Source organism: Neisseria sp. P0022.S009 (genome assembly GCF_051956675.1).
GTDB lineage: Bacteria > Pseudomonadota > Gammaproteobacteria > Burkholderiales > Neisseriaceae > Neisseria.
Genome location: NZ_JBQCXE010000001.1, coordinates 606333 through 626694, shown reverse-complemented (window position 1 = coordinate 626694; position 20362 = coordinate 606333). Strand labels below are relative to the sequence as shown.

18 protein-coding genes are annotated in these 20362 nt (G+C 49.3%); 15 read left to right on the top strand and 3 right to left on the bottom strand.

Going from position 1 to position 20362, the window contains the following annotated elements:
- From ACTHUG_RS02995 to coaBC, 3 genes are all read left to right on the top strand, one after another.
- A partial coding sequence (locus ACTHUG_RS02995; protein WP_440386146.1) for a hypothetical protein occupies positions 1-228 on the top strand: 228 nt, incomplete at its 5' end.
- Positions 229-423: 195 nt separating this feature from the next.
- Entirely contained in the window at positions 424-1653 is a 1230-nt protein-coding gene (locus ACTHUG_RS02990; RefSeq protein WP_440386145.1) for a tetratricopeptide repeat protein, read from the top strand.
- A gap of 34 nt (positions 1654-1687) precedes the next feature.
- Positions 1688-2866, top strand: coding sequence for a bifunctional phosphopantothenoylcysteine decarboxylase/phosphopantothenate--cysteine ligase CoaBC (coaBC, locus tag ACTHUG_RS02985; protein WP_440386144.1), 1179 nt, complete (start codon positions 1688-1690; stop codon positions 2864-2866).
- Between the two features lie 57 nt (positions 2867-2923).
- Here coaBC and era read toward each other — a convergent pair whose 3' ends face one another.
- Together era and rnc are read right to left on the bottom strand one after the other, a co-directional pair.
- Entirely contained in the window at positions 2924-3853 is a 930-nt protein-coding gene (gene era / locus ACTHUG_RS02980; RefSeq protein WP_036493257.1) for a GTPase Era, read from the bottom strand.
- A gap of 64 nt (positions 3854-3917) precedes the next feature.
- Positions 3918-4637 (bottom strand): ribonuclease III, encoded by a 720-nt coding sequence (rnc, locus tag ACTHUG_RS02975; protein ID WP_440386143.1) that lies wholly within the window; start codon positions 4635-4637, stop codon positions 3918-3920.
- A 254-nt stretch (positions 4638-4891) separates the two neighbouring features.
- Here rnc and ACTHUG_RS02970 point away from each other — a divergent pair, with 254 nt between their 5' ends.
- The 3 genes from ACTHUG_RS02970 (at position 4892) to nusB (ending at position 6338) form a co-directional block, all read left to right on the top strand.
- Positions 4892-5215, top strand: coding sequence for a DUF2185 domain-containing protein (locus ACTHUG_RS02970; RefSeq protein WP_003748560.1), 324 nt, complete (start codon positions 4892-4894; stop codon positions 5213-5215).
- 93 nt (positions 5216-5308) lie between these two features.
- A complete protein-coding gene (ribH, locus tag ACTHUG_RS02965; protein WP_003748562.1) occupies positions 5309-5788 on the top strand; it encodes a 6,7-dimethyl-8-ribityllumazine synthase in 480 nt (159 codons plus the stop codon).
- A 121-nt stretch (positions 5789-5909) separates the two neighbouring features.
- Positions 5910-6338 carry a transcription antitermination factor NusB gene (gene nusB, locus ACTHUG_RS02960; RefSeq protein ID WP_004519698.1) on the top strand — a complete coding sequence of 143 codons (429 nt, stop codon included), beginning with the start codon at positions 5910-5912 and terminating at the stop codon, positions 6336-6338.
- Between the two features lie 116 nt (positions 6339-6454).
- On the opposite strand, the gene ACTHUG_RS02955 is transcribed toward nusB, so the two are convergent.
- The gene (locus tag ACTHUG_RS02955) at positions 6455-6877 is read right to left on the bottom strand and encodes a type IV pilin protein (RefSeq protein ID WP_440386142.1); all 423 of its coding nucleotides are present in this window, start codon (positions 6875-6877) and stop codon (positions 6455-6457) included.
- A gap of 289 nt (positions 6878-7166) precedes the next feature.
- Here ACTHUG_RS02955 and ACTHUG_RS02950 point away from each other — a divergent pair, with 289 nt between their 5' ends.
- The 9 genes from ACTHUG_RS02950 (at position 7167) to ACTHUG_RS02910 (ending at position 20336) form a co-directional block, all read left to right on the top strand.
- The gene (locus ACTHUG_RS02950) at positions 7167-8348 is read left to right on the top strand and encodes an efflux RND transporter periplasmic adaptor subunit (protein ID WP_440386141.1); all 1182 of its coding nucleotides are present in this window, start codon (positions 7167-7169) and stop codon (positions 8346-8348) included.
- Between the two features lie 81 nt (positions 8349-8429).
- A complete protein-coding gene (locus ACTHUG_RS02945; RefSeq protein ID WP_204788068.1) occupies positions 8430-10367 on the top strand; it encodes a MacB family efflux pump subunit in 1938 nt (645 codons plus the stop codon).
- A 62-nt stretch (positions 10368-10429) separates the two neighbouring features.
- Complete coding sequence (locus tag ACTHUG_RS02940; protein ID WP_440386140.1) at positions 10430-11812, top strand: TolC family protein; 1383 nt, start codon at positions 10430-10432, stop codon at positions 11810-11812.
- Positions 11813-11923: 111 nt separating this feature from the next.
- Complete coding sequence (locus tag ACTHUG_RS02935; protein ID WP_440386139.1) at positions 11924-12790, top strand: DUF808 domain-containing protein; 867 nt, start codon at positions 11924-11926, stop codon at positions 12788-12790.
- A 55-nt stretch (positions 12791-12845) separates the two neighbouring features.
- Positions 12846-14393: an apolipoprotein N-acyltransferase gene (lnt, locus tag ACTHUG_RS02930; protein WP_440386138.1), complete on the top strand. Its 1548-nt coding sequence runs from the start codon at positions 12846-12848 to the stop codon at positions 14391-14393.
- A gap of 282 nt (positions 14394-14675) precedes the next feature.
- Entirely contained in the window at positions 14676-15539 is an 864-nt protein-coding gene (gene rpoH / locus ACTHUG_RS02925; RefSeq protein WP_036493231.1) for an RNA polymerase sigma factor RpoH, read from the top strand.
- Positions 15540-15688: 149 nt separating this feature from the next.
- Positions 15689-16942: a glutamyl-tRNA reductase gene (gene hemA / locus ACTHUG_RS02920; RefSeq protein WP_036493228.1), complete on the top strand. Its 1254-nt coding sequence runs from the start codon at positions 15689-15691 to the stop codon at positions 16940-16942.
- Between the two features lie 240 nt (positions 16943-17182).
- Entirely contained in the window at positions 17183-18682 is a 1500-nt protein-coding gene (locus tag ACTHUG_RS02915) for a DegQ family serine endoprotease (RefSeq protein WP_049348847.1), read from the top strand.
- Positions 18683-18815: 133 nt separating this feature from the next.
- On the top strand, positions 18816-20336 hold the full coding sequence (locus tag ACTHUG_RS02910; RefSeq protein ID WP_440386137.1) for a Na+/H+ antiporter NhaC family protein: 1521 nt from the start codon (positions 18816-18818) through the stop codon (positions 20334-20336).
- Positions 20337-20362: the final 26 nt, after the last annotated feature.

The window sequence follows — 20362 nt, the reverse complement described above, 5'->3', positions numbered from 1 at the left end:
ACACTTATCGGTAATCTGTTTTTTAAAGAGCGAATCGAATTATACAGTACAATTTTCAAAAGTCAACTAAAATTATCGAAAATTTCAACCAACTGTGTTATACTGTCTGCTTCGTTTTCTTCACCGCATCAGCAGCGAAGAACCGAACTATACGCCTCCCAACAAAACCAGTCAACACCCAATTTCAAAAAAATTGCAGAATTTCTGCAACTGCCTGTATTTAAATAATTTTAAATTTATCAAATTTTATATATTCACTAGGTGTACAGGATCTTCAAAGATAAATAGTGCTACCTCTTTGTTCTTATTTGCCACATTCAGATGCTATATCTCTTTATATTGCTGGCGCTTTAGTCCTATCTACTCTTACAATCTACACTTTCTTCAATAAAACAATCATAAATTTAAAACTACTGTCCTATTATGAGCAACCAACAAATCCAACAAAAATTTGAACAGGCATACCACTCTTTTATCGAAGAGGAAAATTACGAGGAAGCGCTTAAACGTGCGGAGATTCTTTGCCTTCTCAATCCACAATCTGTCGAATTTCATCACAAAGTTGCTTATGTCTATCTAAAGCAATTGAAATGGGAAAAAGCCATTGAGGCCGAAATGAAAACATTGGAGCTGGATAGCACCTATATTCCTGCTTTGGATTTACTTGCACATGCTTACGGCGCTCTAGATAACTGGGAAAGAACCGGATTTTATGGCCATCAGGCTTTGGTCTTGAAAGATAAAGCCATACCTGACCTTCAGCATGAAATTATTCCTGCTCCGGCACCAAAAGATGGAAAACGGATTATCTCGTTTTCTTTATTTGGTAATAGTTCCAAATATATTGAGCCTGCCGTCTTAAATACCCAGCTTGCTCCTGTTCTTTTTCCTGGCTGGACATGCCGTTTCTATGTTGATGATTCTGTTCCGGCCGAAGCCATCCAACGGTTTAAGGCCAATGGTGCGGAGGTTATCCATATTGATCCCCAACTGCACAACTGGCCCGGAACGATGTGGCGTTTTCTTGCGATAAATGATCCTGAAGCTGAATATGTGATATTTCGCGATGCTGATTCTATTATTTGTTATCGAGATGCAGCTTCTGTTTCGGAATGGATAAAAAGTGGCACCCTATTCCACACCATACGCGATTCGGGCTCGCACACTGCTTTGATTCTTGCAGGCATGTGGGGGGCCAAGGCCGGTGCCGTTCCTAATATGCAGGAAAGAATTCAAATCTTTATTGATAGCGGCTATTCTTCAAGGCATTTCGCGGATCAGGATTTCTTAGAAAAAGAATTGTGGGCCTATATACGCCAAAATCTCTTTGCACATGACCGACTGTTCAACTTCCGCGATCCGCATGACATCCCCGGAGAATTCAACCCAGATTATCAAATTGCTTTCTGCGAAGGTGCAACCAGCTTCAACGCAACAACCGATTATGAAGATAACAGCTTGGCGAGATGGACTTTATATTCGCGTGTATCCCCTTTAGTCAATCGGGATTATTCGCTTAATGTTGTTCCTGAATTTAAGGTATGCAGTTACGTAACTGAAGTAAAAAACGGAATTGTTTCAGCTTCCTTACCCAGAAGATACGGTAATGCCATTAAAGCAGGATTGGCAAAAATCAATATCGAGAGAATTTGATTTCAAACAATAGCTTAACTAAACATCCAATATCATGAGCAAACACATTCTCCTCGGTATTACCGGCGGTATTGCAGCGTATAAATCGTGTAAACTGGTCAGGCTGCTGAAAAAGCAAGGACATTCTGTTTCGGTGGTGATGACGGATTCTGCGACGGAATTTGTCTCCCCGCTGACTTTCCAAGCATTAAGCGGCAATCCCGTGTTATCGGATACCTATTCAGGCGCTTCCAATAATGGCATGGCGCACATCAATCTGACGCGTGAAGCTGACGCATTTCTTATTGCGCCTGCGACTGCCAATACGATTGCCAAAATTGCCAACGGATTGGCCGACAACCTGCTGACTACTTTGGCTGCAGCCAGAAAATGTCCTTTGGCCGTTGCGCCTGCAATGAATGTCGAAATGTGGAACAACCCTGCCAACCTGCGCAATATTGAGCAGCTGGTTTCAGACGGCATTACCGTGTTTTACCCAAACAGCGGCGAACAGGCTTGCGGAGAAACAGGTACAGGCAGAATGGTCGAAGCGGTCGATCTGGCAGATTTGCTAGAGGATTTATGGACACCCAAGCTACTGAGTGGCAAAAAAGTTCTGATTACAGCCGGCGCAACGTTTGAAGCCATCGATCCTGTCCGCGGCATTACCAATATTTCCAGCGGACAAATGGGCATGGCTTTAGCGCGTGCCTGCCGTGCTGCCGGAGCGAAAATTACGCTGATTTACGGTCAAATTCAGACGGCCTTGCCAGCAGGCTTGGCTCATTCTGAACAGGCTGTCAGCGCAGAAGCCATGTATCAGGCAGTCCACCGCCACATCCATGCGCAAGATGTCTTTATTTCCGTCGCAGCCGTTGCAGACTATAAAGTCAAAAACAGCAGCGACGAAAAACTGAAGAAAAACGGCAATCAGCCCCCGGTTATCGAGCTGACGGAAAATCCGGATATTCTCGCATCCGTTGCTGCCCTGCCTTCTCCACCATTCTGCATCGGCTTCGCTGCCGAAAGCCATCAGGTTTTGGAATTTGCACGGGCAAAACGTTTGCGTAAAAACGTACCGATGCTGGTGGCCAACCAAGTTTCCGTTTCCATGGGTAAGCCAACCAATCAAATCACCATTATTGATGACCTTGCCGAAACCTCATTTCCGGAAACATCGAAACGCCAAGCCGCAGATGAAATCGTCAAACGTCTGGCTGAATTGTTGGCTTAATCAAACAAAAGGCCGTCTGAAAATTTTTCAGACGGCCTTCTGTTTGAACACATTAAATCACAAACCCAATTCGCGCAGGAAACGAATATCGTCTGCCCAACCGGATTTTACTTTCACCCAAATCTTCAAGAAGACTTTGGTATCAAACAATTTCTCCATATCAAGGCGGGCTTCAGTAGAAATTTTCTTCAATTTCTCCCCACCCTTGCCAATCAAAATTGCCTTTTGGCTGTCTTTATCGACCAACACCGCGATATAAATGCGGAACAGTCCGCTTTCCTCTTCCTCAAACTGCTCCACTTCAACATTCATCGCATACGGCAACTCTTCGCCCAAATAGCGGAACAATTTTTCGCGTACAATCTCCATCGCCAGGAATCGGCTGGATTTATCCGTCACCATATCTTCCGGATACATCGGAATACTTTCCGGCAGATACGGCTTGAGCAGCTCCAGCAGATTGGCAATACGCAGACCATGTTTCGCGCTGACTGCCTCGCTGGCGGCAAACTCAAACTCTTGGCGTACTTCATTGATAAACGCCTCAAGCGCAAATTTGTCTTTGGCTTTGTCTTTATCGATTTTATTGACCACCAATACCACAGGCGTATGCTTAGGCAACTGCTTCAACACCACGCGGTCGGCATCGGTAAAGCGCATGGCTTCCACCACAAAAACCACCACGTCCACGCCGCTTAACGCTTCGGTGACGTTTTGATTAAGACGGTCGTTCAAGGCATTGCGGTGATTGGTTTGAAAACCCGGCGTATCTACAAACACAAATTGCGCCGTATCGTCGGTGTAAATACCGGTTACACGGTTGCGCGTGGTTTGTGCTTTTTTACTGGTAATACTGATTTTCTGACCGATTAAATGGTTCATCAGCGTGGACTTGCCGACATTCGGGCGACCCACGATGGCCACAAAGCCACAACGATAATCCGTCGGGTGTTGCGACTCGTTTTGCAAAAAGGTTTCTATATCCATTTATATATGACTTTCTTGATTGTTTCAGACGGCCTTTGCATTTTCTCAAAGGCCGTCTGAAATATTATTTTTTAGATTTTTTCAAAGGAAACTTCTGTTCCAACCATTCTAAGGCTTCACATGCCGCTTTTTGCTCGGCCACTTTCCGACTGCTGCCGCGTGCATTACAGATGAAACCAAGTTCGCCCAAATCGCAGGAAATCACAAACATCGCATCGGCCGTCTGCTCCGCCTGCTCTTCGATTCGATATTTCGGCAGGGCAAAGCGGCGTGCCTGCAAGGCTTCCTGCAAAGCGGTTTTACTGTCTTTTTTGCCGATATTCAAATCCGCGCGTTTCACGCGTTCCACAAACAAATGGCGAACCACTTTTTCCGCCGCAGAAAAATCAGCGTCAAAGCTGACCGCCGCAAACATCGCCTCCATCGCGTCGGCCAAAATCGAAGGCCGTCTGAAACCGCCGCTCTTCAACTCGCCGGCACCCAAATACAAACCGTCGCCGACATTCATTTCCAACGCAATTTCAGCCAACACGCCTTCATTCACCAAAGCTGCGCGCATCCGCGACAACTCGCCTTCCGACAATTTCGGAAACGCGTCAAACAACATCCGCGCCACGGAATAGTTCAAAATCGAATCGCCGACAAATTCAAAACGCTCATTGTGTTTGGCATTGTAGCTGCGGTGGGTCAAAGCCTGCTGAAGCAGCTCCATATTGCGGAACTCATAGCCCAGACGCTTTTGAATCGCTCGATGCGCCTGCTGTTTGAGCAAATCAGGTTTCATTCCATACTTTCAAAAAACAGCCCGAAAAGCACGCCTCATCCGCAGTGAAACAAAATAAAAAGGCTACACCGGCAACTTTTTTATTTTGGCTCATTGTTTCTTACGTCCCTCAAGCCGATAACAATCAAAAGCCGTCATGTTCAAACCTGACGGCACTCGACCGACATTGTACCATCAAACCACCCCTGCACACATCCGTGCGGAAAAGCGGCGAATCGTGTAAAATCATGCCAAATCATCTCTTTGCCAACTCCATGAACAAATTTGCCCAAGCACTGGCCGCAGCGCTCGACCGCTGCATTGTTACCAACACCGTCGCCGAACAAGGCGAACCCGTCGGCTTCCTCTACCGCGAAGCCCCCGTATTTGAAAACGACAGCGGCTGGCGTATTTTCAGCGGCGACGAAACCGACGAATACACCGACAATCCCGACAACTTCAGCATTGTCAGCCTCTCCGCCATTACCGCAGACAATCCCGACATCGCACCCCTGCTGACTCAGGCAGAAGGCAGCGCGTGGGAACTGAACGAAGACGGCGAGTTCCAAGCTGTTGCCGATTGGCAGCCGCAAGAATAATCCATCCCCATTTCATTTCAGACGGCCTTCCCTATAACCAGGCCGTCTGAAACCGAGCCGAATCCCTATTTCACCAATATTGAAGGAATCATCATGAACATTATCGAACCACGCCTCGACGGTACCAACCTGCGCATCGGCATCGTTCAGGCCCGCTTCACCAACGAAATCGGCAGCGAAATGGTCAAAGTATGCTGCCGCACCCTAAAAGAATTGGGCGTAGCCGAAGACAACATCACGCTTGCCACCGTCCCCGGCGCGCTTGAAGTGCCTATCGCGCTGATGAACCTCGCTTCATCCGAACAATTCGATGCCCTGATCGCCATCGGCGTTGTCATTCGCGGCGAAACCTACCACTTTGAATTGGTATCCAATGAATCCGGCGCAGGCGTCAGCCGCGTCGCCCTTGACTACAACATCCCGATTGCCAACGCCATCCTGACAACCGAAAACGACGAACAGGCCGTCGCACGCATCGAAGAAAAAGCCTCCGATGCCGCCAAAGTTGCCGTAGAATGTGCCAACTTGGTCAACCATCTTTTGTCAGAACAATACGAAGACGACGAAGAATAAACTTCTCCCCGTATTGAATACCGCATCTTTTCAGACGGCCTCCCAATCATGACATTGAGGCCGTCTGAATCATTCAATATTCAGCCGACAACCATCGGCACTCTCTTCACAAGGAATACCCATGAAAAGCCCACGCCGCCGCGCACGCGAGCTTGCCGTACAAGCCATTTATCAAGCAGGCATCAACAAAACAGCCGCTCCCGAAATCGCCAAAAACATCCGCGAACTGTCCCAAGCGCCCAATATGGATGAAGAGCTGTTCAACAAACTGTTTTTCGGTGCACAAACCCATGCCGAAGAATACATGGAAAAAATCAGCCCCCTGCTCGACCGCGACGAGAAAGACCTCAGCCCTATCGAACGCGCCGTTTTGCTGGTTGCCTGCCATGAGCTGAGCACCATGCCTGAAACCCCCTACCCCGTCATCATCAATGAAGCCATCGAAGTTACTAAAACTTTCGGCGGCACCGACGGCCATAAATTCGTCAACGGCATCCTCGACCAACTGGCTTCACGCATCCGCCCCGACGAACCGCGCCGCAAGGGCTAAGATTGACTTCACATTGGGTCAGGATTACCAATCTTTGCCCTGTATAAGTAATGTGCTTATACAGCCAAACCATCCAAAAGGCCGTCTGAAATTCAGACGGCCTTTTATATTTCGATTTATTCCGATTTTGGTATTTCATAACCGGGGCAGTTTTGTTTATCGCTGTTTGCCCAAATGATACCGCTGTCGTTGTAATAAACAGTACAAGTTTCATCGGCATTGGTTTCTTTATTGGGCACAGCCTTCAAAATATAACCTGAATCGGAAGGATTAGGCATAGAATCCGTACCTTCGGAAAAACTAATATTGAAATATTGATTCTGCTGCAAATTTTCAGGAGGAAACCCTACAAAAGTACTTTTTTGAGTATAGTGGCGTTCGAGTTGTTGGGCGTTATGAAGCATCTGTGTGCGGACGGCGGCAAGGCGCGTTTGGCGGATGTAGTTTTGATAAGACGGATAGGCGATGGTAGCGAGAATGGCTGCAATCACAACGACTATCAGCAGCTCGATAAGCGTGAAGCCTTGTTGGTGTTTCATTTTATTTGTGTCGTTAATAATTAGAATAAGACATGAATATTATAGTCGTTTTCTTGCGGCTTAAATGTTCAGATTCGGAGGGAGTTTGGGAATTTATGTAAACGAGGTACAAGTTCTGAAAAATATCTTCATTCTTTTATTTTTTATTTCAATAAGTTAAACTTCAATTTAAGCCGACCGTCTCTTGGTTGGCCTTGGTCTTTACAGTAAAATCCAGTTGTTTTTTTGTTTCTATCAATGCATTTGTTGCTTGTCTGCGACGTTATTTTATTGAATTGGTTCCTTTTATATGTCTAAAGTTTTCAAGTGGGCGGCCGGTACGGCTGTTATCGTGGCTGCGGCTTTCGGCGGCTGGTCTTTGATGAAGCCTGAGCCTCAGTCTTCTTTTATTACGGAAGTGGTCAAACGCGGCGATATCCGTCAAACCGTATCGGCAACCGGCGAAATCTCGCCTTCCAATTTGGTGTCCGTAGGCGCGGAAGCTTCAGGCCAGATTAAAAAACTGTATGTGAAACTGGGCCAACAAGTGAAAAAAGGCGATCTGATTGCAGAAATCGACTCAACCAATCAGCTCAACACGTTGAATACCGAAAAATCCAAACTGGAAACTTATCAGGCAAAATTGGTTTCTGCCGAAATCGCGCTTTCCAGTGCGGAGAAAAAATATAAGCGCGAACTTGCCTTATGGAAAGAACAGGCCACTTCCAAAGAAGATTTGGAATCTGCACAAGACTCTTTAGCCGCAGCCAAAGCCAATATCGCCGAACTGAAGGCCTCCATCAAACAATCCAAAATCTCCATCAATACAGCCGAATCTGAATTGGGACACACGCGGATTACCGCCACCATGGACGGCACCGTAGTCGCCATTCCTGTTGAAGAAGGCCAATCCGTCAATGCGGCGCAATCTACGCCGACCATTATCCAGCTGGCCAATCTGGAAACCATGTTAAACAAAATGCAGATTGCCGAAGGCGATATTACGAAAGTCAAAGCAGGTCAGGATATTTCGTTCACCATTTTGTCCGAGCCAGACACCCCGATTAAAGCGAAATTGGACAGCGTCGACCCCGGCCTGACCACCATGTCTTTGGGCAGCTACACCAGCAGCACGGACACGACTTCCAATGCAATTTACTACTATGCCCGCGCCCTGGTGCCAAATTCCGACGGCAAACTTTCCATCGGCATGACCACTCAAAACACGATTGAAATCAACGGCGTGAAGAATGTCTTACTGGTACCGACGCTGACTGTGAAAAAGCATAACGGCAAATCCTATGTCAGCATTTTGGGCGCAGACAATAAAGCGGTAGAACGCGAAGTGACCGTCGGTTTGAAAGACAACATGAATACCGAAATCAAAAGCGGCTTGAAAGAAGGCGAAAAAGTGATCGTTTCTGAAATGAGCGCAGACGAAAAGAGTAAGAGCAGCGAACGCGCGATGATGGGCGGCGGCCCTCCTCGCTGATTGATTAAGGCCGTCTGAAAGGTTTGACTGTGTTTCAGACGGCCTTAGTTCCTGTATGTCTATTTTTCGCCCGGAAAGATTATGAGTTTAATCGAATGTAAGAATATCAACCGTTTTTTCGGTAGCGGTGAAAACCGTGTGCATGTATTGAAAGATGTCAGCCTTTCTATTGAGAAAGGCGACTTTGTGGCGATTATCGGCCAATCCGGCTCGGGCAAATCGACGCTGATGAATATCTTGGGCTGTCTGGATACCGCCACTTCCGGCTCTTATCAAATCGACGGCATCGAAACATCGCAAATGCAGCCGGATGAGCTGGCGGCTTTGCGCCGTGAGCGTTTCGGCTTTATTTTCCAGCGTTACAACCTGTTAAGCTCGCTGACCGCCCGGGACAACGTCGCCCTGCCTGCCGTGTATATGGGCATGGACAGCAAAGAGCGCGCGGAACGTGCGGAAAAATTATTGGGCGATTTGGGCTTGCAAAATAAAGAAGGCAACAAACCCAGCGAACTTTCCGGCGGTCAGCAACAACGCGTTTCGATTGCCCGCGCGTTGATGAACGGCGGCGAAATCATCTTTGCCGACGAACCGACCGGCGCATTGGATACCGCCAGCGGTAAAAATGTGATGGAAATCATCCATAAGTTGCATGAAGACGGGCATACCGTGATTATGGTCACCCATGATCCGGGCATTGCGGCAAATGCAAACCGCGTCATCGAAATCCGCGACGGTCAGATTATTTCGGATACGTCTAAAAATCCCGATATTCCGCCCAGCAAAGTGGAGCGGATTAAAGAAAAAACTTCCTGGTCGTTTTATTACGATCAATTTATGGAAGCATTCAAAATGTCGGTACAGGCGATTATGGCGCACAAAATGCGTTCGCTGCTGACCATGCTGGGGATTATCATCGGTATCGCTTCAGTGGTATCGGTGGTGGCCTTGGGTAATGGCTCGCAACAAAAAATCCTGGAAGACATCAACTCGATGGGCACAAACACCATCAGCATCTTCCCCGGCCGTGGTTTTGGCGACCGCCGCAGCGGACGAATCAAGACACTGACAATTAATGACGCAAAAGCCATCAGCCAACAAAGCTACGTCGCCTCCGCCACCCCTCAAACCAACTCCAGCGGCACCTTAACCTACCGCAACACCGACCTGACCGCCTCACTTTACGGCGTAGGCGAACAATATTTCGACGTGCGCGGTTTGAAATTGGAAGAAGGCCGTCTGTTTGATGATGACGATGTAAAAACCGATGCCCAAGTCGTCGTCATCGACCAAAACACCAAAACCAAACTCTTCGGCGAAGGTGTCAATCCTTTAGGCAAAACCATCCTTTTCAAAAAACGCCCGCTAACCGTCATCGGCATTATGAAAAAGGATGACAACTCGTTTGGTAATTCCGACTCGCTGATGCTTTGGTCGCCGTATACAACGGTCATGCACCAAATTACCGGCGAAAGCTATACCAACTCCATCGTTGTCAAAATTAAAGACGATGCCAACACGCAGGTTGCCGAAAAAAGCCTGACCGAGTTGCTGAAAGCACGCCACGGTACAGAAGACTTCTTTATGAACAACAGCGACAGCATCAAAGAAATGGTGGAAAGCACAACCGGCACCATGACGCTGCTGATTTCTTCCATCGCAGTCATCTCTTTGGTGGTCGGCGGTATCGGCGTGATGAACATCATGCTGGTCTCAGTTACCGAGCGCACCAAAGAAATCGGCGTCCGCATGGCAATCGGCGCACGCCGCAACAACATTTTGCAACAGTTTCTGATTGAGGCCGTCTTAATCTGTATCATCGGCGGTCTTTCGGGCGTATTGTTGTCCGCAAGCATCAGCCTGGTGTTCAACTATTTTGTTACCGACTTCCCGATGAGCATTTCCATGGCTTCCGTCATCGGCGCAGTCGTCTGCTCCACCGCCATCGGCGTCGCGTTCGGCTTTATGCCTGCCAACAAGGCTTCCAAGCTCAACCCGATTGATGCCTTAGCTCAAGATTGATTATGTTTCAGACGGCCTATTATCTTAAGGCCGTCTGAAATGCCGTTACCCGAAAGATTTTTATGAAGACGAAACCTTTTTCCCAAGCAGCCTTGTCATTGGCTGTTGCCCTTGCCTTAAGTGCGTGCGCCGCACCTAAAGCCAATCCGAATCTGACGCTGGAAGCGACCGGCCAAGTCATGAGCGCGGCGGAAACTGCCGAACGCTACGATGTCAACGGCAACTGGTGGGAAATCTACCAAAGCCAGCAGCTTAATGCGCTGATGGAGCAGGCGCTGGCGAACAATATCGATTTGAAACAGGCCGCCATCAGCGTCAACAAGGCTTTGTACCAAGCCAATATTTTGGGTGCGGATTTGGTGCCTTCGTTCAGCGGCTCGTTGGGCGCGAATGCTTCTAAAAACCTGAAAACCGGCAGCCACGGCAATACGTTCAGCAGCCAGCTTGGCTTGAGCTACGAATTGGATTTGTGGCGCAAACTCAGTGCCACTGCCGATGCGCAGGTATGGGAATACCAAGCCACGCATGAAGACATGGCCAACACACGCCTGACTTTGATTAATAATGTCGCCGATGCGTATTTCAATATTGCCTACCTGAACGAAGCCATCGAGTTGGCGCAAAAATCGCTGAAGCAATATCAGGAAATCAACCGCATTGCGAATGCCAAGTTCCGCTACGGCCGGGCCGACTCCAGCCAACCGACGCAAGCCAAACAGTCATTGTTGAACGCAGAAAACAGCCTGTTGTCTTTGCAAAACAATTTGGATACGCAAAAACAGGTTTTGCGTAATTTATTGAATTTAAGGCCGTCTGAAAACATGGTCGCCGATCCAGCACAATTCCGCCTGTTGCCGGTCAAAGGCGTGAACTTGGACGTACCGATTACCGTTTTGGCCAACCGCCCCGACCTGCGCGCCGCCGAATACCGCCTGCAAGCGTCGCAACAATCGGTCAACGCGCAAAAACGCAGTTGGTATCCGTCGATTACTTTGGGCGCAAGTTTGAGTACGTCGTCCGACAAAGCAAAAAGCACGTTCAATATCCCCATGTTAGGCGGCTCGGCCACCATCAATCTGCCTTTCCTTAATTGGCAGACCATGAAATGGAAAGACAAAACCGTACAAGCGGAGATGGACAGCGCCAAGCTGAATTTTGAAAAAGCCCTGACCACAGCGCTCAACGAAGTCAACACCAACTACCTTGCCTACAAAAACGCGCAGGCCGGCCTTGCCAATCAGGAACAGCGTTACCAGTTGGACAAGAAAAACAGCCATTACTATCAAGTCCGCTACCAACACGGTAAAAACGAACTGAAAGACTGGCTGGAGGCTTTGAATACGGAATACAGCTCGGCGCAAAACCTGCTGAACCAACGCTATGAAGCTTTAAAATACGAAAATATGGTGTACAAAGCCATGGCGGGACGTTATACACCGAAATAGCATTTTCAGACGGCCTTTGGTTAATTTCCGTCAAAGGCCGTCTGAAACCATTCAAGCAACTGAATTTTCATATATAATCGCGCGTTTATTTGATTTTATCCGGACAACATTATGGCCTTCGCCTCTCTCTTTACGCTTTTGGACGACATTACCGCCGTTTTGGACGATGTAGCGATGATGACCAAAGTCGCCGCCAAGAAAACCGCCGGCGTGGTCGGCGACGATTTGGCGCTCAACGCCAATCAGGTAACCGGCGTATCTGCCGAGCGCGAATTGCCGATTATTTGGGCGGTGGCAAAAGGCTCTCTGGTCAACAAGCTGATTCTGGTGCCACTTGCGCTGTTGCTTTCCGCTTTCGTGCCTGCGCTGATTACGCCCTTGCTGATGATCGGCGGTGTTTATTTGTGTTTTGAAGGCGTGGAAAAACTGTTGCACAAATTTCTGCACCGCAATGAACACGAAGACGAACACGATGCCGAGCCTGAAGTTACAGACGAAAAAACAAAAGTTAAAGGCGCGGTCCGCACGGATTTCATCCTCTCCGCCGAAATCATCATTATTGCGCTGGGCGTTGTTGAAAAATATGACCTGATAACACGTTCTTTGGTTATGGCCGCCATCGGTGTCGGCATGACGGCATTGGTCTATGGTTTGGTCGGCATTATCGTCAAACTTGACGACCTCGGTATGATGCTGATGCGCCAAAAAAGTGCTGCCGTACAAGGCATCGGACGCGGTTTGATTTCATTTATGCCTTGGTTTATGCGCGGCTTGAGCATTGTCGGCACGCTGGCGATGTTCTTGGTCGGCGGCGGACTGATCGCCCACAACCTTGTTTTTTTGCACGACTTCCTCCACGCGCAACATTGGGACAGCGGCATGATGGAACATATCGCCAATCTGGTGATCGGAGTAGCCGCCGGTGCCTTGGCTTGCGCCATCGTCCTGCCTGCAATGAAATTGTTTCAAAAAGACTGATTTTGTTTCCCTGCCGTCTGAAAACCTTTCAGACGGCCTCAATACCATTTAAAGCATGAATATTTTCCGTAAATTCGAACAATACTGGCAACACCCGCTGCTGTACTGGCCGCTGGTCATCTTGATTGCCGCCGCAACGCCGTTCACTTTTGCCCCGTATTATCATTTCTGGCTGATGCCGCTGTTGTTTGGCGCGCTGATACGCCTGATTGAATTGCGTCCGCGCTTTGCCGTCATGACTGCCTATCTGTTCGGATTAATCGGTTATACGGCGCAGTTTTATTGGATACACACAGCCCTGCATGATGTTTCGGGGCTGCCGGATTCATACGCCATCCCCCTCACCTTCCTGCTGCCGGCATTTCTTGCGCTTTATCCGGCCATCTGTTTTTGGGTGTGGAGAAAATGCAACCTGGCTCGCTGGGCCAAAACCGGCCTCCTGCTGCCGATTTTGTGGACGCTGGCAGAATTTGCCCGCGAACGCTTCCTGACCGGATTCGGCTGGGGCGCAATCGGCTATTCCCAAATCATCAAAGACAGCCCGTTGGCAGGCTTCGCGCCGTTGGGCGGCATTCATATGGTCACGCTGGCAACCGCTTTCCTCAGCGCATGGCTGGTGTTGCTGATTGACAACCACGGCCGTCTGAAACATCGCCTTCTACCCTTATGCCTTATCGTTGCGCTCTGCTCCGTCGGCTACATTTCCCAACAAACCGAATACACCCGCCCTGACGGCAGCACCAGCACCGTCGCCCTGATTCAAGGCAATATCGAGCAAAATCTGAAATGGAAAGAAGAGCAAATCATTCCGACCATTCAGAAATACTACGAACAAATCAGCAAAACCAGTGCCGACATCGTCATCCTGCCTGAAACCGCCCTGCCGCTGATGCGCCAAGACCTGCCCGAAGGCATCTTGGAACAATTCGCCGAACAGGCGCAAAGCAACGGCAGCGCATTGGCCATCGGCATCAGTCAATATACGCCCGACGGCAACGGCTACGAAAATGCCGTCATCAATTTGAGCGACTATCACAACAGCACTTCCGATACCATCCCCTACTACGCCAAGAACCACCTGGTTCCATTTGGTGAATACAAGCCATTGCCCATCATTACCGAGCGCCTCTATAAAATGATGGATATGCCTTTGGCTGACTTCCAAAAAGGCGGCGACAACCAAGCGCCTTTGACAATGAAAGATCAAAAAGTCGCCTTCAATATCTGCTATGAAGACGGTTTCGGCGACGAACTCATCGCAACGGCCAAACGCTCCACCCTGCTTGCCAACATCAGCAATATGGCGTGGTACGGCAAATCCAATGCCATGTACCAGCAGCTTCAACAGTCCCAAGCACGCGCAATGGAGCTGGGCCGCTACATGGTTCGCGCCACCAATACCGGCGCAACCGCCATTATTTCCCCTAAAGGCACGATTGTTGCCGAAGCCCAGCCGGATACAGAAACCGTCCTCGAAGGCCACGTCAAAGGCTACATTGGCGAAACGCCTTATATGAAAGCAGGCGGCTCAACCTGGCTTATCAGTATTTTGGCCGTTATCGGCGTATTCCTCATTCTGATTGGCCGGAAGAAACCAGAATAAAAAAAATTCCAAGACCTTGTTTAACAAGGTCTTTTTTATTGATAAAACTATTTACATACAGAAATGTTTGTAATATACTTATCCAAAACCTAGCAAATCACTCAAATTTTCAAAAACAATCAACTCCTGCAATTTAAGCAGCAAAAACTATTGAATCCGTCGTTTAATTTACAGAAAAAATCCAACCCATAACAAAACAAACCACAGGCAGTGTTATACTGCTTGTCACACAATAAACAAAAAGCCGTTTTCAGACGGCCTAATCAAGGAGAGCATCCTTTTATGAATAAAGCTTTTGCATTACCCGTTATCCAAAGCGGCAACGGTAGCCTCGAGCAATACATTCATACAGTCAACAGCATTCCCATGCTGACTGCCGAAGAAGAAACGCAACTGGCCGAACGTCAACAAAAAGGCGACCTCAACGCCGCCAAACAGCTTATTCTGTCCCATCTTCGCGTCGTCGTATCCATCGCACGCGGTTACGACGGCTACGGCCTCAACCAAGCCGACCTGATTCAAGAAGGCAATATCGGCTTGATGAAAGCCGTCAAACGCTACGAGCCAAGCCGCGGCGCGCGCCTGTTTTCGTTTGCCGTGCATTGGATTAAAGCCGAAATCCACGAATTCATTTTGCGCAACTGGCGTTTGGTCCGCGTGGCCACAACCAAACCGCAGCGCAAACTGTTCTTCAATCTGCGCAGCATGCGTAAAAACCTGAATGCCTTGTCCCCAAAAGAAGCGCAAGAAATCGCCGACGATTTGGGCGTCAAATTGTCCGAAGTCTTGGAAATGGAACAACGCATGACTGGTCACGATATCGGCATCATGGCAGAAAACAACGATGACGAGGACAACTTCGCCCCTATCGACTGGTTGGCCGACCACGATGCAGAGCCTAGCCGTCAGTTGTCCAAACAGGCCCACTACGCCCTGCAAACCGAAGGTCTGCAAAACGCCTTGGCGCAACTGGACGACCGCAGCCGCCGTATCGTTGAAAGCCGCTGGTTGCAAGACGATGGCGGTTTGACCCTGCACGAATTGGCTGCCGAATACGGCGTATCTGCCGAACGCATCCGCCAAATCGAAGCCAAAGCCATGCAAAAACTGCGCGGTTTCTTGGCAGAAGAAGCAGAAGCCGTTTAAGCCTTTCTTGATAAAAAGGCCGTCTGAATCTTTTCAGACGGCCTTTTCGATGGCAAACCTCATCATATCTTATCCCCCCAACACATTCATTTTAAAGCCCACTTAAGCTATAATAGCCACCACACACACTACCCGGTCATACCATAACCATGCAACTTACCGTCGTCGGACTCAACCACCAAACCGCGCCCTTGAGCATACGCGAAAAACTGGCATTTGCTGCTGCAAATTTGCCGGATGCCGTGTCCAACCTCGCGCGCAGCGAGGCGGCGGAAGAAGCAGTCATTCTTTCTACCTGCAACCGCACCGAGCTTTACTGCGTCGGCGAATCCGAAAAAATCATCAACTGGTTGGCAAAATATCATAATCTGCCTGTCGAAGAAATCCGCCCCTACCTCTACACCCTGGACAACAACGAAACCGTCCGCCACGCCTTCCGCGTCGCCTGCGGCTTGGATTCCATGGTCTTGGGCGAACCGCAAATTCTCGGTCAAATCAAAGATGCCGTCCGCGTTGCGCAAGAACAAGAAAGCATCAATACCCACTTAAACGCCCTGTTTCAAAAAACCTTTGCCGTTGCCAAAGAAGTGCGCACCGATACCGCTGTCGGCGAAAACTCCGTCTCTATGGCTTCCGCATCGGTCAAAATGGCAGAGCAAATCTTCCCTTCCATTTCCGACCTTAATGTCCTCTTTATCGGCGCAGGCGAAATGATTGAGCTGGTGGCCACTTATTTTGCCGCCAAAAATCCCAAGCTCATCACCGTTGCCAACCGTACACACCAGCGTGCGCAGGAATTGTGCGACAAACTCAGCGTCAACGCCGAAGCCTGTCTGCTGAATGAATTACCCGATATTCTTCATGATTACGACGTAGTCGTTTCTTCCACTGCCAGCCAACTGCCCCTCGTCGGCAAAGGCATGGTCGAACGTGCATTGAAAAAACGCCACAACATGCCTGTTTTCCTGCTGGATTTGGCCGTTCCGCGCGACATTGAAGCCGAAGTCGGCGAATTGGAAGATGCATATCTCTATACCGTGGACGACATGATGGATATTGTCCAAAGCGGTAAAGACGCGCGCAAAAAGGCAGCGGCGGCAGCTGAAAGCATGGTGGAAGAAAAGGTCAGTGAATTTATCCGCCAGCAGAAAAACCGCCAAAGCGTTCCGCTTATCCGCGCCTTACGCGACGAAGGCGAACGCGCACGCCGCCAAGTGTTGGAAAATGCCATGAAACAACTGGCAAAAGGCGTATCGGCCGAGGATGTCCTCGAACGCCTCTCCATTCAGTTGACCAACAAACTGCTCCACTCTCCGACACGCACGCTCAACAAAGCCGGCTCGGACAACAGCGAATTAATCGATGCCGTGGCGCAAATCTACCACTTGGACCAACACGACTGACCTTAATTTAAAGGCCGTCTGAAAAAAGCGAGACAACAGGTTCTATGTCAAAGTTTTCAGACGGCCTCAAAGCAACAAATTTCAATCATCATTTTTTCATTTAAAATGAAATGCTTGAAAAAAAACCGTTAAAGTGTAAAAATCCTACTTTATACATTTGAACAACATTCAAACAATAAAACTGCCTGCCGGCTCAAATACATGCCGACAATAAGATAGGCACCGGCAAAAGGAACTTTCGTGCATATTAAAACAAACACATATCTGGCCCTTGCTGTCCTCTCAGCATCCCTTCTTTCAGGTTGCGACAAAGTCAGCACCTTTTTCGGCAAAGAAGAAAGCAAAGAACTCGTCCAACGCATAGAAACCAATACCGATGACGGTAAGGTCGGCATGCTGTTGCCCGATTTCGCCCAATTGGTACAAAACGAAGGACAGGCCGTCGTCAATATTCAAGCAACTCCGGCAAAACGCACTGCGACACCGGATGACGACCACAGCATGGACCTGAGCCAATTCCCCGACAACGACCCGTTTTACGAGTTCTTCAAACGCCTCGTTCCCAATATGCCCGACATGCCTCAAGAAGAGGCAGAAAGCGATGATTTGAATTTCGGCTCCGGCTTCATCATCAGCAAAGACGGCTATATCCTGACCAATACCCACGTGGTTGCCGGCATGGGCAACATCAAAGTCCTGCTCAACGACAAACGCGAATACACGGCCAAACTGGTCGGCTCAGACGCCCAATCCGACGTTGCCCTCTTAAAAATCGAGCCGCAAGAAGACTTGCCGGTTGTCAAAATCGGCAATCCGAAAGATTTGAAACCGGGCGAATGGGTAGCCGCCATCGGCGCGCCATTCGGCTTTGACAACAGCGTAACTTCAGGTATCGTCTCCGCCAAAGGCCGCAGCCTGCCGAATGAAAACTATACACCGTTCATCCAAACCGACGTTGCCATCAACCCCGGTAATTCAGGCGGCCCGTTATTCAACCTCCGCGGCCAAGTGGTCGGCATCAACTCGCAAATCTACAGCCGCAGCGGCGGTTTCATGGGTATTTCGTTTGCCATTCCGATTGATGTTGCCATGAATGTGGCCGATCAATTGAAAGCCAACGGCAAAGTCCAACGCGGTCAATTGGGCGTGGTTATCCAAGAAGTTTCTTACGATTTGGCCAAATCTTTCGGTTTGGACAAAGCAAGCGGCGCGTTGATTGCCAAAATCATGCCGAACAGCGCAGCGCAACAAGCCGGTTTGCAAGTTGGCGATATTGTCCGCAGCGTAAACGGAGAAGAAGTCCGCGCTTCCAGCGATTTGCCGGTCATGGTCGGCTCGATGATGCCGGGTAAAGAAGTTACTTTGAGCATTTGGCGCGGCGGCAAACAAACCGATGTCAAAGTCAAACTTGGCAGCGCAGCCGAACAAACGGAAACATCGGCCAAAGAAACCGAACAGCCGCAACATGAAGGCGGCCATGACGGCTTTACCGTTGAAAACGCAGGCCTGACTTTGCAGGTTGAAAACGCAGACGGCAAACAACGCTTAATCGTTCTGCGCGTTAGCGGCGCGGCCGAACGTGCCGGCCTCAAACGCGGCGACGAAATCATTGCCGTCAGCCAAATCAGCGTCAATGATGAATCCACCTTCCGCAGCGCCTTGGAAAGCGCAGGCAAAAACGTACCGCTTCTGGTGCAACGCGACGGCAATACCTTGTTCCTCGCACTCAATCTGCAATAGCAAGATTTTCAGACGGCATGATGATGCGTTAAATGGTAAAATACCCATCAGTCAGAGGCGGTGGGTATTTTGTTATCTGCTTTCCAAATCTAGGCCGTCTGAAAATATTTCACCGCTTATATACAATATAATTATGCAACTTATTAATTATTCGAATTCTATTTTATCCATTGTTCCGGCAGCCATCGCGCTCGCCCTGGCCATTGCCACGCGCCGTGTATTGCTGTCCTTGGGGGTCGGCATTATCGTCGGCTCATTCCTGCTGGTAGGCGGTAATCCGCTTGATGCCTTGGTTCACTTGAAAGACATGGCCGTCAGCCTGACTTGGGCGGACGGAGATTGGTCTTTGGGCAAACCCAAAATCCTGCTCTTCTTGGTACTTTTGGGGGTTTTCACTTCTCTGCTGACGCATTCCGGCAGTAACCAAGCATTTGCCGATTGGGCGAAACAGCACATCAAAGGCCGACGTGGTGCTAAGCTGCTGACTGCCTGCCTGGTATTCGTTACCTTTATTGATGACTATTTCCACAGCCTTGCCGTTGGCGCGATTGCCCGCCCTGTAACCGACAAATTCAAAGTTTCCCGTGCCAAACTGGCTTACATCCTGGACTCCACTGCCGCACCGATGTGCGTTTTGATGCCTGTATCCAGCTGGGGCGCATCGATTATCGCTACTTTGGCCGGCCTTTTGGTAACGTACAACATCACAGGCTACACACCGATGGGCGCATTCGTGGCCATGAGCCTGATGAATTACTATGCCGTCTTCGCATTGATTATGGTGTTTGTCGTGGCCTGGTTCTCTTTCGATATCGGCTCAATGGCTCGCTTGGAACGCGCCGCCTTAAACGAAATTCATGATGAAACCGTTGACACCGGCCATCCCAACGGCCGCGTATTCGCGTTGATTGTACCGGTTTTGGTACTGATCGCCGCCACGGTTTCCGCCATGATTTACACTGGCGCACAAGCTTCTGAAACCTTCTCTTTGCTCAGCGCATTTGAAAATACCGATGTGAACACTTCCCTCGTGTTCGGCGGCACTTGCGGCGTATTGGCCGTCATCCTCTGTACCATCGGCACCATCAAAACCAGTGATTACCCCAAAGCCGTTTGGCAGGGCATCATCTCTATGCGCGGCGCCATTATCATCTTGATTTTGGCATGGATTATCAGCACCGTTGTCAGCGAGATGCACACCGGCGAATACCTCTCCACCTTGGTAGCAGGCAATATCCATGCAGGCTTCCTGCCCGTGATTTTATTTCTGCTCGCAGGCGTGATGGCCTTCGCTACCGGTACAAGCTGGGGTACATTCGGTATCATGTTGCCGATTGCCGCCGCCATGGCCGTCAAAGTCGAACCAGCGCTGATTATCCCTTGCATGTCCGCCGTCATGGCCGGTGCCGTATTTGGCGACCACTGCTCGCCGATTTCCGACACCACCATCCTCTCGTCTACCGGCGCACACTGTAACCACATCGACCACGTTACCTCGCAATTCCCTTACGCACTGACCGTTGCCGCCTCTGCCGCTATCGGCTACCTGATTTTAGGCATGACCGACTCTGCGCCTTTAGGTTTTGTGGTAACCGGCATCGTGATGGTTGTGTTGATTTTCATCTTAAAAGACAAGAAAAAAGCAACTGCCTAATTCAAAAACAATATTCAGACGGCCTG